The organism is Tenacibaculum sp. TB-53 (genome assembly GCF_059716285.2).
Genome location: NZ_CM202790.1, coordinates 2,489,043 through 2,503,450, shown reverse-complemented (window position 1 = coordinate 2,503,450; position 14,408 = coordinate 2,489,043). Strand labels below are relative to the sequence as shown.

The 14,408-nt window shown below is 31.5% G+C and carries 10 protein-coding genes; 7 read left to right on the top strand and 3 right to left on the bottom strand.

Translation table 11 applies throughout. From position 1 onward, the window contains the following. The first annotated feature begins 43 nt into the window (after window positions 1–43). From ruvA to AC3VJB_RS11465, 7 genes are all read left to right on the top strand, one after another. The gene (ruvA, locus tag AC3VJB_RS11495; protein ID WP_047787902.1) at window positions 44–625 is read left to right on the top strand and encodes a Holliday junction branch migration protein RuvA; all 582 of its coding nucleotides are present in this window, start codon (window positions 44–46) and stop codon (window positions 623–625) included. 6 nt (window positions 626–631) lie between these two features. Beyond that, window positions 632–7,732, top strand: a complete 7,101-nt coding sequence (sov, locus tag AC3VJB_RS11490; RefSeq protein ID WP_497667165.1) for a T9SS outer membrane translocon Sov/SprA — start codon at window positions 632–634, stop codon at window positions 7,730–7,732. A 26-nt stretch (window positions 7,733–7,758) separates the two neighbouring features. Then, window positions 7,759–8,139 (top strand): glycine cleavage system protein GcvH, encoded by a 381-nt coding sequence (gene gcvH, locus AC3VJB_RS11485; protein WP_437823498.1) that lies wholly within the window; start codon window positions 7,759–7,761, stop codon window positions 8,137–8,139. Further along, window positions 8,105–8,488, top strand: coding sequence for a VanZ family protein (locus tag AC3VJB_RS11480; protein WP_371875252.1), 384 nt, complete (start codon window positions 8,105–8,107; stop codon window positions 8,486–8,488). Before gcvH ends, AC3VJB_RS11480 begins: the two co-directional genes overlap by 35 nt. 56 nt (window positions 8,489–8,544) lie before the next feature. Further along, entirely contained in the window at window positions 8,545–9,267 is a 723-nt protein-coding gene (locus tag AC3VJB_RS11475) for an energy transducer TonB (protein ID WP_047787899.1), read from the top strand. 105 nt (window positions 9,268–9,372) lie between these two features. After that, window positions 9,373–10,116, top strand: a complete 744-nt coding sequence (locus tag AC3VJB_RS11470) for an energy transducer TonB (RefSeq protein ID WP_437823497.1) — start codon at window positions 9,373–9,375, stop codon at window positions 10,114–10,116. A gap of 48 nt (window positions 10,117–10,164) precedes the next feature. Next, a complete protein-coding gene (locus AC3VJB_RS11465; protein ID WP_047787897.1) occupies window positions 10,165–10,746 on the top strand; it encodes an acyltransferase in 582 nt (193 codons plus the stop codon). Between the two features lie 123 nt (window positions 10,747–10,869). On the opposite strand, the gene AC3VJB_RS11460 is transcribed toward AC3VJB_RS11465, so the two are convergent. Genes AC3VJB_RS11460 through AC3VJB_RS11450 form a run of 3 tightly spaced genes read right to left on the bottom strand, consistent with a single transcriptional unit; the run spans window position 10,870 to window position 14,405 of the window. Further along, the gene (locus tag AC3VJB_RS11460; protein ID WP_437823496.1) at window positions 10,870–12,222 is read right to left on the bottom strand and encodes an MptA/MptB family glycosyltransferase; all 1,353 of its coding nucleotides are present in this window, start codon (window positions 12,220–12,222) and stop codon (window positions 10,870–10,872) included. Next, window positions 12,223–13,713 carry a cellulose synthase family protein gene (locus AC3VJB_RS11455; protein ID WP_437823495.1) on the bottom strand — a complete coding sequence of 497 codons (1,491 nt, stop codon included), beginning with the start codon at window positions 13,711–13,713 and terminating at the stop codon, window positions 12,223–12,225. It abuts the gene before it with no gap. After that, window positions 13,713–14,405, bottom strand: coding sequence for a glycosyltransferase family 2 protein (locus tag AC3VJB_RS11450; RefSeq protein WP_437823493.1), 693 nt, complete (start codon window positions 14,403–14,405; stop codon window positions 13,713–13,715). Before AC3VJB_RS11450 ends, AC3VJB_RS11455 begins: the two co-directional genes overlap by 1 nt. Between the last annotated feature and the right edge of the window lie 3 nt (window positions 14,406–14,408).

Here is a 14,408-nt window from a genome sequence, read left to right as displayed (position 1 = left end):
AGATAATTTTTTCTATTTTAGACCAATAGAAAAAAATAGCTAGATGATAACACAAATAAGGGGAAAACTTGTGGAAAAAAATCCTACATACGCTGTTGTAGATTGCAATGGAGTAGGATATTTAATGCATATTTCTTTAAACACATATTCATTATTACCAAACGATGAATATGTGTTGTTATATACACACTTATCCATTAGAGAAGATGCTCATACGTTGTATGGATTTTCAACAAAAACAGAGCGAGAAGTTTTTAGGTTACTAACTTCGGTTTCAGGAGTAGGACCAAGTACTGCACGAACCATGTTGTCTTCTATGACTTCACAAGAGGTTTCACAGGCAATAGCTTCTGGAGATGTAAAATTAATTCAAACGGTTAAAGGTATTGGAGCTAAAACTGCACAACGAGTTATTGTTGATTTAAAAGACAAAGTCTTAAAAACTTTTGATATAGATGAAGTTTCTGTGGTACAGAACAATACAAATAAAGAAGAAGCGTTATCTGCTTTAGAAGTTCTTGGGTTTGCACGAAAACAAGCTGACAAGGTAATAGGGAATATATTAAAAGAAACACCTGATGCTAGTGTTGAAAAACTTATAAAACAGGCGTTAAAAAACTTATAAAAAAGGTTGGAAAAAGCAGTTATTAATAGACTACTTACAGCACTTGCTATTTTAGTAAGTGTTGTTTCGTTTTCACAAAATACTCAAAAAAATAAGACAAGTAATGCTAAACAGGATACTGTTATTCCCCTTAAGTATAATTTTAAATATAACCAAAACGGAACACTTTATTTAAACAACCCTTCTCAAAAAGTAGTAACTTATGATAAGGTGTTGAATAAGTTTATGATTGTTGAAAAAATAGGAGATTACTATGTAGGTACCCCTATTTTTATGACACCTAAAGAGTATAATGAATACCGCTTAAAAAATGATTTAAAAGATTATTTTAAAGAAAAAGTAGACGCTACTAACCCTAAAAAGAAGGGCAGTGAGGCTGCTCGTAAAAACTTATTACCTAAATACTATGTAAATTCTAAGTTTTTCGAATCTGTTTTTGGAGGTAACACTGTTGAGGTAAACCCAACAGGACAAATAAATATTAAACTTGGAGGTGTATATCAAAACAATGAAAATCCTCAAATCTCTGTTGAAAATCAAAGCAGCTTTACATTTGATTTTGATCAACAAATTAGTGCGAGTTTACAAGCAAAAGTAGGTAAACGATTAACGGTAACGGCAAATTATGATACCCAATCTACTTTTGATTTTCAAAATATTATTAAATTAGAATATACTCCAACCGAAGATGATATTATTAGGAATATCGAGGCGGGTAATATTAGTATGCCGATTAAAAACTCACTTATTAATGGAGCACAATCGTTATTTGGGGTAAAAACAGAATTACAGTTTGGTAAAACATATGTTACAGCTGCATTCTCACAGCAAAATTCACAATCTAAAACAGTAGTTGCTGAAGGTGGAGCAACCATAGAACCATTTGAATTACGAGCATCTGACTATGATAATGACCGACATTTCTTTTTATCACAATATTTTAGAGAAAATTACAAAGAAGCTTTAGAGAATTACCCTTTAATTAACAGTCCTATAAATATTACTAGAGTTGAGGTTTGGGTAACTAATAGAAATCAAAACGTAACCGATTATCGTAGTATTGTAGCTTTTGCCGATTTAGGAGAATCTGATGATGCAAATGAAGTGAATCCAGCTGAAATAACAACAACACCTGGAGCTATATCAGTTAATTCTGAAATTATACCTTATAATGGAGTGAATAATTTAAGTTCTTTATTAACAGCAAATTCAGGTGGGATTAGAGATGTTGCAACTATTGATGCTGCAATTAATGGTATTGGTGTTCCAGCGAGACAAGGCTTTAACTATACATACTTACAAAATGCTCGTAAGTTACAACCTAATGAATTCAAACTACATCCACAGTTAGGGTTTATCTCGTTAAATAGACGATTAAATGACGGAGAAGTTTTAGCAGTAGCTTTTGAATATACTGTGGTAGGAGCCTCTAATAGTGAAACAGTTTTTAGAGTAGGAGAGTTTTCAAACGATGGAGTTGTTGCACCAGCAAACCTAGCAGTAAAATTATTACGTAGTGAAATTTTAAATACAGTTCGACCAGGAACAACTACAGCAAATAGTCCCGGTGAGCCTTTTCCTACGTGGCGCTTAATGATGAAAAACGTATATGCTTTAGGAGCATTTCCATTACAACGTGAAGGTTTTCGTTTTGAGTTATTGTATCGTGATGATGAAACAGGAACCTTACAAAACACTTTACAAAATGCAGCAAATACAGCGTTAAAGAATGAACCATTATTAAGGTTGCTGAATTTAGATAAATTAGACCAAAGTGAATATGCAGTTACAAATGGAGATGGTTTTTTTGATTATGTAGAAGGAATTACGGTAAATTCTGAAAGAGGATACATTTTGTTTCCTGAGCCAGAACCATTTGGTGAAGATTTATTACTGAAATTAACCAATCCAACAGATCAAACAAAATACGGTTTCGAAGAATTATATTTAACTACTAAAATTCAAGCTAAAAACGAGTATCAGAACTTAGATAAATTCTTCTTAAAAGGATATTTTAAATCAGAAACAAGTAGAGGGATCTCTTTGGGGGCTTTCAATGTTCCAAGAGGGTCAGTTCGCGTTACAGCTGGAGGAAGACAATTGGTTGAAGGGATAGATTATGTGGTAGATTATCAATTAGGTCGTGTGCAAATTTTAGACCCAGGTTTAGAAGCTTCAGGAATTCCAATTAACGCATCTGTAGAAAATAATACATTTTTTAATCAGCAACGAAAAACATTTATAGGAATAGATGTTGAACATCGTTTTTCTGAAGATTTTATTTTAGGGGGAACTTTTTTAAATGTTAGTGAAAAGCCAATTACACCTAAGGTAAATTTAGGAGGAGAGCCTATAGATAATATTATGTTAGGTTTGAACTTAGACTATTCTTCAGAAGTACCCTATTTAACAAAACTAGCAAACAAACTGCCTTTCGTTGAAACTGAAGCTCCGTCAAATGTTTCGGTTAGAGCGGACATGGCATATTTGTTACCAGGATCTCCTAGTGGAATTAATGTTGATGGTACTGCAACTTCATATTTAGATGATTTTGAAGCTTCACAAATACCAATTAACTTAAACTCACCACAGCAATGGTTTTTAGCGAGTACGCCAGAATCTCAAGGTTTTGATGGAGGATCTTTTGGTTTAGAGTATAATTACAAAAGAGGAAAATTAGCTTGGTATAATATAGATCAGTTATTCTACGGAAGTGGAAACAGACCAAGTAATATTGATGAGAATGAATTGTCTAGAGATGAGGTACGTCAAATTCGATATAATGAATTATTTCCTAACACAGATTTAGACATTACACAACAAAACTTAGTTAGAACCTTAGATTTAGCTTATTACCCTGCAGAAAGAGGACCATATAACTATAATGAAAATGCAAGCAGTGTAACAGCTGAAGAGCGCTGGGGTGGTATTATGAGAGCATTAACCACGAATAATTTTGAGCAAGCAAATGTTGAGTATATTCAATTTTGGTTAATGGATCCGTATGAAAACTATTCAATTACAACTGAAGAAGGTTTGCCTGCAGGAATTAACCCAAATGACCCAACAAATCAAGTAGGGAAATTATTTATAAACTTAGGTAATGTTTCTGAAGATATATTAAAAGATGGAAGAAAGCAATATGAAAATGGGCTCCCTGCCGATGGACAAAAAGCTGACGGAGGTAATATCCAAACTTCTATTTGGGGAGATACCCCTATAAATCCTTCTATTTTATATGCTTTTGACTCTAGTAATGATGCAAGAACGAATCAAGATATTGGTTTAGACGGTTTAAGTGATGAAGAAGAAAGAATAAAATTCCCTGCATTTGCTGGACTAGATGACCCAGCGGGAGATAATTTCCAGTTTTTTAGAGGAGGAGAAATAGAAAACACTAATCCATCAGTTTTATCCAGATACAAAAACTTTAACGGTACAGAAGGTAACTCACCAACAGCGAGTCAGTCAAACGAATCATATCCAACATCATCAACCACCTACCCAGATACAGAAGACATCAATAAGGATCAAACAATGAATCCTGTGAATAGCTATTTTGAGTATGAGGTTTCTCTAAATAAAACAGATTTAGTATTAGGTCAAAATAATATTATTGATGTAAAAACACAAAATGTAACACTTTTAAACGGAGCAACAAGAACCACTAAATGGTATCAATTTAGAATACCTGTTAGAAATGTTACCGATGCTCAAAAAATTAATGGAATTACTGATTTTAATAGCATTCGTTTTATACGAATGTTTTTAACGCAATTCAAAATGCCAGTAGTATTACGTTTTGGAGAATTAGAATTGGTAAGAGGAGATTGGAGACGTTATACAAAAACATTACCAGATACAAACACTCCTCCTGAAGATTTAGATTCAAATAAATTAAACAAGTTTGAAGTAGGAGTAGTTAGCATTGAACAAAATCAAGACCGTTATAAACTGCCACCAGGAATTCAAAGAGAACGTTTGCAAGGAACCAATAGAATTCAACGTCAAAACGAGCAATCTGTAACGTTAAAGGTAACTGACTTAGAAGCTGACGAGGTTAGAACCATTTATAAAAATATTAGTATTGATATGCGTAGGTATAAAAAGCTGCGTATGTTTTTACATGCTGAAAATCAAAATAGCGTTACAGGCGCAAATGATGATGAAATGGTAGCAGTTATACGTTTAGGTACCGATTTAAACGATAACTATTACCAAGTAGAAAAGCCATTAAAAATATCTACATCAAACGCTTCATCTTTAGATGTTTGGCCTCAGGAAAATAATTTAGATATTCCATTAGAAGAGTTAGCTAACCTAAAAATTGAAAGACCAACAGGAAGCAATCTTACTGATGTGTATTCGTCGATAAGCTCTAATGGATTAAAAATTTCTGTGAGAGGAAACCCAACCTTAGCTCAAGTAAGAACGGTGATGTTAGGGGTTAAAAATACAGTTAGCGATAATAAAACTGTTGAAGTTTGGTTTAATGAATTACGTGCAGTAGGCTTTGATAACAAAGGAGGATGGGCAGCAGTTGTAAATGCAGATGCTAATATGGCTGATGTAATGGATGTCTCTTTAGCTGGAAGAATGTCAACCATAGGTTTTGGTAATGTAGAAGATCGTGTACAACAAAGAAGTATTGAAGAAATAAAACAATATAGTGTAGCTACCAATATTCAGTTAGGTAAAATGATGCCAAAAAAATGGAACATGCAAGTACCTATGAATTATAGTTATGGAGAAGAGTTTAGAGACCCAAAATACGATCCACAATTTCAAGATGTAGAATTAGAAGACGCAATTGATAAAAACCCAAATAGTAAAAATGCTCAAGATTATACAAGAAGGAAAAGTATTAGTTTCATTAATGTAAAAAAGAATAGAAACCCAGAAAGTAAGAAGAAACCTAAATTTTATGATGTAGAGAATTTTTCAGCCTCATATTCACATAGCGAGGAGTTTCATAAAGATTACAATATTGAAAGTTATGTAAACAAAAATGTAATGGCTGGTGCTAGTTATAATTTCACTTTTGTTCCTTTTAGTATAGAGCCATTTAAAAAATCAGAAGGATTTAAAAGTAGGTACTTACAATTTATAAAAGATTTAAACTTTAACCCAGTACCTAAAACAATAGCATTAAACTCAAGAATTAACAGAAACTATAATAGTCAACAGTCAAGAAACTTGATTATTGACCCAGTGAATCCTTTACCTGCTCAACCAGAACTCATACAAAGAAGATTTTTATTTAATTGGGATTATACAATCGGTTTCGACTTAACTAAGTCATTACAATTAAACTTTAATGCGACAAACAATTATATATACGATAGTTTCGGAGAAGATGAACAATTAGAAGTTTACGATCAATTTTTCAGTATAGGAAGACCAGATAATTACCATCAAAAGTTAAATACAACTTATAAATTACCATTAAATAAGTTTCCATTCTTGAATTTTATCAATGCAGATTACGGATATACAGCTGATTTTGATTGGAAAGCAGGTTCACAAAGTTATATTGAGCAAGTTGGAAACATGATTCAGAATGCCAATACACATAACTTAAACACAAATATAGATTTCGGTCGTTTTTATAAAATTGTTGGTGTAGATAAACTATTGTTAAAAGGAACAAAAAAGCAACCAACTCAAAAAGGAACAGCTACATTAGGAGGAAATCAAGTAGCCCAAAAGCCAAAGCTTAAAAAGAAAGCTACTTTTGGTCAAAAATTAGGAAAGGGAGTATATGATGTGTTAACATCGGTAAAAAGAGCAAAAATTAGTTACTCTCAAAATAATGGAACTTTACTACAAGGATATAAGCCTTCAGTTGGATTTTTAGGAAGAAATGGTTTTGATGGAGGCTTAGCTCCAACTTTAGGATTTGTATTTGGTAGTCAAACAGATATTTTAAATACAGCAATTGAAAATGGATGGTTAATTACTAGAAACGCTGGAGATGAGTATTACAGTAAGAATTACTCTAAAACAAGATATAAAAAACTAGATTATAATGTGTCTGTAAAACCTTTTAGAGATTTAACTATTGATTTACGAGGGAACAGAATTCAAACAAGTAACTTAACACAGCAGTTAGATGTTGTTTCAAATGGTAGTGGAGGTTTTGAGCAAGACCCGAATATAAAACCTTTTGAAACAGGTAATTATAGTATTAGCCATTTTATGTTAGGAACTATTTTTACTGATAATGAAACATTATATCAAAACTTCTTAGATTATAGAAGCACTATTTCAAATAGACTATCGGCAGAAACAGGCTTGCCTAATACGGGTACAGCAGCGTATCAAACAAACGGACAGCAAGCAATGCTTCCAGCATTTATTGCTGCATATTCTGGTAATAGTCCGAATTCGGTAAGTACAGGAATTTTTAAAAATATTCCGATTCCTAACTGGACATTACGCTATAATGGTTTTATGAAATATAAATGGTTTAAGAAAAACTTTTCTTCGTTTACTCTATCACATGGTTACAAATCATCGTATACAATAGGTAACTATTCTAATAATTTACAGTATGATTCAAATAATAGAGAAACAAATACAAATACTTCTGGTAATTATCAACCAGAACTCTTAATTTCGTCCGCAACTTTAATTGATGAGTTTTCACCATTAATAAAAGTAGATTTTAGAATGAAGAATTCAGTTTCATTCAAAGGAGAGATAAGAAGAGACAGATCTTTAACATTAAACTTTAATAATAATACTTTAACAGATGTTAAAGGGACAGAATATGTTTTAGGGTTTGGATACAAGATAAGAGATGTTAAATTTGTCACTAGATTTACAGGAAAAAAAGAAACTTTAAAAGGAGATATAAATTTAAGAGCTGATATATCGTTAAGAGATAACTTAACATTGATAAGAAGTGTAGATGAAGAAAATAGTCAGATTACAGGAGGGGAGAAATTATTTGGATTAAAATTTATTGCCGACTATAATTTAAGCAGCAATTTAACAGCATCTTTTTATTACAATCACCAAACATTTGAATATGCAGTTTCTACCACTTTTCCAAGACAATCTATTAATGCAGGAATTAATTTAGTATACAACTTAGGAAATTAAAACAAACACAATAAAAAATCATTACAATGAACATTCCATCAGAATTAAAGTACACCAAAGACCACGAGTGGGTTAAAGTAGAAAATGGTGTAGCAACTATTGGTATTACTGATTTTGCACAAGGAGAGTTAGGAGATATCGTATACGTTGACGTAGATACATTAGATGAGGAATTAGATGCTGAAGAAGTTTTCGGTTCTGTAGAAGCAGTAAAAACAGTTTCAGACCTTTTTATGCCTTTATCAGGAGAAGTAGTAGAGTTTAATGAAGCTTTAGAAGATGAACCAGAATTAGTAAACTCTGACCCTTATGGAAACGGGTGGATGATAAAAGTAAAATTATCTGACGATTCACAAGTAGTAGATTTATTAAGTGCTGAAGCATATCAAGAACTTATTAAGGGATAAACTAACCATAATAGCAATACTAATAACTTTAAGTATTGCTATTATTAGTTTAGTAAAAATAGAAAAAGCACCTATACAAATTAACCATATAGATAAGCTAGAACATACCTTTGCTTATTTCGTGTTAAGTTTGGTATGGTTGTTAGCTTTAAAAACAACAAAAATTAATAAATATATTACTGTTTTTTGTTGTTTTTTTTACGGCATAATTATTGAGGTTCTACAAGTTACAACAACGTCATATAGATCAGGAGAGGTTTTAGATATAATGGCAAACACGACGGGTATTTTAATAGCTTTCATAGTTTATAACTTTTTTTTAAGAAAAATAAAGCTATTTAAAGATTAAGCTTGTAAAAGTTGAAATAAATTAATTAAATTAGCGAACTATTAAAAACATTTAGGATGGAAATCAAGAAAAATCCAAAATCAAACTTAGAGAACTATAGTAAACTATTTATGCAAATAGGTTTGGTTTTAGCTTTATTTGTAACGTATGTTGCTATTGAGAATAAGACATATGATAAAGAGTATGGAGAGTTAGGTATGGCTAACATGGCTACTGATATTGAAGAAGAAACTATTGAGCTTCAAATTGAGCCACCAAAGCCAAAACCAAATACACCTCCACCACCAGCTCCTGAAAAAATTGAAGTAGTAGAAGACGAAGAAGAGATTGAAGAAACAGTTATCGAATCAACTGAAACTGATGAATCTGAAGCTGTAGAGGTAGAAGATATTCAAGAGGTTGAAGAGGTTGAAGAAGTGGTAGAAGATGTACCATTCGCTATTATTGAGGAAGTTCCTGTATTTCCTGGTTGTAGTGGAACAAAAGCTCAAAAGAAAGCATGTTTGAATAAAAAGTTACAGAAGCATATTCAACGTAACTTTAATGCAGAATTAGCAAATGAATTAGGTTTATCTCCAGGTAAGAAAAGAATTTATGTACAGTTTAAAATTGATAAGGACGGTACTATTACTAGTGTAGCGGCAAGAGCTCCTCATCCAAGATTAAAAAAAGAGGCAGAAAGAGTTGCTAAGAAAATACCTAAAATGAAACCAGGTAGACAAAGAGGTAGACCAGTAAGAGTAGGTTATACGTTACCTATTACATTTAATGTAGAGTAGTAGAAACTTACTAAAAGATAAAAAAAGACAATCCAAAACGGATTGTCTTTTTTTATTGGCACGTTTCTTGTTTTTAACATAGTATTAACACAAAAAACAAATACTATGAAAACACCTAAGAAGCATGCTAAAAAGCAATTAGAAAAATTTTCAACTATTTTTACACAATTAGGCTTAGTGCTAACTTTGTTTGTCGTTTTTCTTGTTTTAGAGCACGAAACAGTTAAAGATACAGCGGTAGTTGAACCTACTAATGTACAAGATTATGAGAAAGTTTACACTTTTGATACCCCTGTTATTATAAGAAGCAGAGTAAAAGAAATTGTAAAACCAAAGAAGAAGCGTGTAATTAAAGAAATATTTAAACCCGAAGTAGTAGATAATAATACAGAAAATACCACTGTAATAGATTTACCTGTAGATGAAGCACCTATTGATTTAAATCAAATTCCAGAGTTAAAAGAAACTGAAACTATAGAAGATAGTGATGATCCAATTTCAATTAAGAATGTCCAAAACACTCCGGTTTTTAAAGGTTGTGAAGGACTCTCAGAAGAAGAAAATATAAAATGTTTTGAAAGAAAAATACAACAGCATATTCAACGTAATTTTAACTCAGAATTGGCGCAAGATGTAGGATTAAGTTCTGGAAAATATAGAATATTGACACAGTTTGTTATTGATAAATTAGGCAATATTACGGACATTCAAATTAGAGCACCCCATACTAAATTAAAAAAGGAAACAAACAGAGTAGTAAATAAAATTCCAAAATTTACTCCAGGAAAACAGAATAATAAAGAAGTAAAAGTAAAATATACGCTACCAATTACTTTTAGAGTGGAATAAAAAGTAAAAACTCAGCCAACTGGTTGAGTTTTTTTATTTTTGTTATATATGGATACAGATAAAATGTTTTTTGCACATGAGACAGCAGTTATTGATGATGGTTGCATAATTGGAGAAGGAACTAAAATATGGCACTTTAGCCATATTATGCCTAATTGTAACATTGGTAATAATTGTAATATTGGACAAAACGTAGTAGTGTCGCCTCAGGTTGTTTTAGGGAATAATGTAAAGGTTCAAAATAATGTTTCTATATATACGGGTGTTAGATGCGAAGATGATGTCTTTTTAGGACCCTCTATGGTTTTTACCAATGTAATTAATCCACGTAGCGCCATAAAAAGACAAGATCAGTATTTAGAAACAATTGTTAAAAAAGGAGCGAGTATAGGAGCAAATGCAACAATTGTATGCGGTAACAATATTGGAGAATACGCTTTTATAGGAGCAGGAGCAGTGGTAACTAAAGAAGTTAAACCTTATGCGTTAGTTGTAGGAAACCCATCAAAACAAATAGGGTGGATTAGTGAGTACGGACATCGGTTAAATTTTGATGATGAAGGTTTGGCTACTTGCCCAGAAAGTGGAGATAAATATATCTTGAAAAACAATGAGTTAAGAAAACTTTAAGTTAAAGTTTAAAAAAAGTGAAAAAACTTAAAAAAAATATTTGTGAAAAGAAAAATCTTATTTATATTTGAACAGTGGTTTTTAAACCACTTTCTTTTTCTTTTTCATAGCAATTTTTCCCACTCAATTTTGAGTGGGTTTTCTTTTTATAAAAACTTCCCAAATAAAGTAACTGTATAGAATAATGTATTCTAAAGTAATTAACCAAAGATTTTCTTTCCATGGAGAATTAGCATATGCCTGATAACTTAGAATAATAACTAAACTCCACAAAACAGCATAACGATATTGAGTAAATACAGATAAAATTAAAAGCGTTGCTATATACCAAGGATGCATTGTTGTTGTTGAAAAATAGTAGAACGACAAAGCAAATAGCATACTTAGAATTAATTGTTTTGTTGACTTGTTCTTTTTGAAAAAAGTAAGAATTAATAAAAAGCAAACGGTAAGAATAGGTATTATTTTACCAATAATGGCAATCTCATTATAGCCTCTAAATTGATAACTAATTTCTCTAGCTAAATAGTAAAAACTAGCATTAAACTCAAAGCTTCTAAACCATAAACCAACAGAGTTAGTATAGTTTGAAATTAACTCTGGAGAATAGAAAGGAAGAAAAAGTAACACAATTGTTAGAACTATAGTTCCGTAAAAAAATGCTAATTTTTGTAATCCTTTAAGGAGTGAAAAATCATTTTTTACAAACCATTGAAAAAATAAAGGTAAAAAGAGTAAAGGAATGAGTTTTACAGAAACTGAACAAGCCATTAGTATAGCTGCTAAAAACCACTTCTGTTTATGTAGTGTATAAATACTCCAAACCAAAAAGAATAACATAACAGGTTCAAAATGTAAGTTTCCAGTAAGTTCAATCATAATAAATGGGTTTAAAACATATAGAAAAATGTTTTTAACGGGTAATTGTAATCTTTCTAAAAGCTTTTTACCAAAGTATAAAATACCAACATCAGCCAAGATAATAAGTGTTCGCATTACAATAACGCTCCCAATAATGCTGTTTTTAGCAAACAAGGCGGCTATTAAAAAGCAAAGTTGATTAACTGGAGGATAGTTGGTGTAATGACTACCATTTAAGGCTCCCATTCCTTCATACAAATCCTTAGCTTGGTTAATAGGGTAGTTATGCTGCTCAATAAATGTTTGAGGTAATGATAAATAAGGATTTATTCCTTCTAAAATCATACGTCCATCCCAAATAAAACGATAGAAATCTTGAGATAGATTAGGAATAGCAAAAAAGAAAACCAATCGAAATAAGACCGAAATTCCAGCTAAATGAGCAAACGATAATTCTTTATCTTGTAAAAGAGCAAAATAACAAGTAAATAGGCTAATCCAGAGAAAAAGTAACTTGTTAAATTCGGTACGTTCAATTGTATAAGCAAATAAAAAATAAAGAAGAACACTAACAAAGGTTAGTATAATTGAGCTATATTTTTTAAAAAAAGACATTTAAGCTTTTGAGAAAATCGATTTAAAAAAGACATATCCAAAACCAACAAATAACATTAAATGAAAAGGAAACAAACCAAAGTCTCCACCCTGATCACCAACAGTAAAAGCACTATACATACCAAAAGCAAAGTATAAAGCTAATAAACCTTCTATGATTACATGTAAAGAGGGTCTTTTACGAATATATTTATTGTTTTTCCAACTATCTTTTAATGACTTAATATTGAATTTAGGGGTTCTTACAAATTCACTTTTTTTACCTAAATGACCTTCTAAAACAGCAATTGTATTGTGTAAAGAGAAGCCCATGGCAATAGAGAAAAAAGCGAAAAAGGCGCCAATATATTTGATAAAATTCCAGAAACCTCCTCCGTAAGTCCTTTTATACATAAACCAGTAGCAGATAAAGAAAATAAAGGTGCTTACAATAAAAAAGCTCATGACTATAAAGTAAATTTTTAAATGAGCATATTCATTTTTAATATACAACATAGGTATACTTAAAACAGCTACTAAAAAGATACAAGTAAACATAGAGCTATTTAGTAAGTGTAGCGTTCCATGAAGTTTTGTTTTAAAAGGAATAGTAGAACTTGTAATAATCCTCTTTAACATTTTCTGAAAATTCTCTGCCCCACCTTTGTTCCATCTAAACTGTTGAGAACGAGCAGCACTAATAACTACAGGTAATTCAGCAGGAGTAACAACATTTTCTAAATATTTGAATTTCCAATTCTTTAATTGTGCACGGTAGCTTAAATCTAAGTCTTCTGTTAAAGTATCTCCCTCCCAGTTTCCAGCATCGTAAATACACTCTTTACGCCAAATACCTGCAGTACCATTAAAATTAATAAAATGTCCTTGGCTATTTCTACCTACTTGTTCTAAAGTAAAATGAGCATCTAAAGCAAACGCTTGAATTTTTGTTAAGGTTGAATAACTTCTATTAATATGTCCCCAACGAGTTTGAACTACGCCTATTTCAGGATCTTTAAAATACGGAACGGTTTCCAGTAACCAATTTTCCTTAGGTAAGAAATCGGCATCAAAAATAGCAATAAATTCACCTTTGGCCGTTTTAAGTCCTTCCTTTAGGGCGCCAGCCTTAAATCCTTGACGGTTTTCACGTCTAATATGTTGAATGTCTAAACCTGTTTTTTGAAGCTCTTTAATTTGTTTAGCTGTGCTCTCAATTGATTCATCGGTAGAATCATCTAATACTTGAATTTCTAACTTTTCGCGTGGATATTCTAATTGAGCAATGTTGTGTAATAAACGCTCCATTACATATAGCTCATTATATACAGGTAGCTGTATTGTTACATACGGAACTTTGTTAATGTCAGATAAATCTAATTTGGGTGTGCTTTCCTTTTTTTTCTGAGCTTTCAAATAGTTGATAAGCAGGTTTAACTGAGCTATAGCGTATAACAATATAAGTACTAATGATATAGTGTATAGCGTAATTATTATATATTCTAAAACCATTATTTAAAGCTATATTTAAAGATCCAACCTAAAATTTTTATGCCGGCTAATATACTACCTTTTACAGTTCCTGAAACCTTTGAAACGCCAATTCTATTTCTATATTTCATAGGAATTTCTGTATAAGTTAATTTTTGTTTCAAAGCCTTTAATTGCATTTCTACTGTCCAACCATACGTTTTGTCTTCCATGTTTAAAGCTAGTAGTTTATCATATTTTATTGCTCTGAAAGGACCTAAATCAGTGAATTTTGCACCAAAAAACAACTTCATTAAAGTAGTTGCTAGCCAATTACCAAAAACTTGTTGAGGAGTCATAGAACCCTTTTCACGTAGTCGTTGTGCACGAGCACCAATTACAAAATCAATGTTATCATTCATTATTGGAGCAACAAGCTCAGTAAGTTGTTCAGGATAATCAGAATAATCTCCGTCTAAAAAAACAACGATATCTGGCTTTTCGTTTTTAATAGAAATATATTCCATCCCTTTCAAACAAGCATATCCGTAACCTTTTCTATTTTCAGAAAGTACTGTTGCTCCTGCGTTTTTAGCAATGGTTTCAGTATTATCTGTTGAATTGTTACTAATAACAATTACCTCGTCTACTATGGAAGGAATGTCATTGATTACATGGGCAATGGAATCTTGTTCGTTATATGCGGGGATGATAACTTTTATAAGTGGATTCATTAA

Excerpts from the sequence above, each read along its gene's own strand:
- ruvA (WP_047787902.1), top strand. The coding sequence starts at position 44 with ATGATAACACAAATAAGGGGAAAACTTGTGGAAAAAAATCCTACATAC.
- gcvH (WP_437823498.1), top strand. The coding sequence starts at position 7,759 with ATGAACATTCCATCAGAATTAAAGTACACCAAAGACCACGAGTGGGTT.
- AC3VJB_RS11475 (WP_047787899.1), top strand. The coding sequence starts at position 8,545 with ATGGAAATCAAGAAAAATCCAAAATCAAACTTAGAGAACTATAGTAAA.
- AC3VJB_RS11470 (WP_437823497.1), top strand. The coding sequence starts at position 9,373 with ATGAAAACACCTAAGAAGCATGCTAAAAAGCAATTAGAAAAATTTTCA.
- AC3VJB_RS11465 (WP_047787897.1), top strand. The coding sequence starts at position 10,165 with ATGGATACAGATAAAATGTTTTTTGCACATGAGACAGCAGTTATTGAT.
- AC3VJB_RS11460 (WP_437823496.1), bottom strand. The coding sequence starts at position 12,222 with ATGTCTTTTTTTAAAAAATATAGCTCAATTATACTAACCTTTGTTAGT.
- AC3VJB_RS11455 (WP_437823495.1), bottom strand. The coding sequence starts at position 13,713 with ATGGTTTTAGAATATATAATAATTACGCTATACACTATATCATTAGTA.
- AC3VJB_RS11450 (WP_437823493.1), bottom strand. The coding sequence starts at position 14,405 with ATGAATCCACTTATAAAAGTTATCATCCCCGCATATAACGAACAAGAT.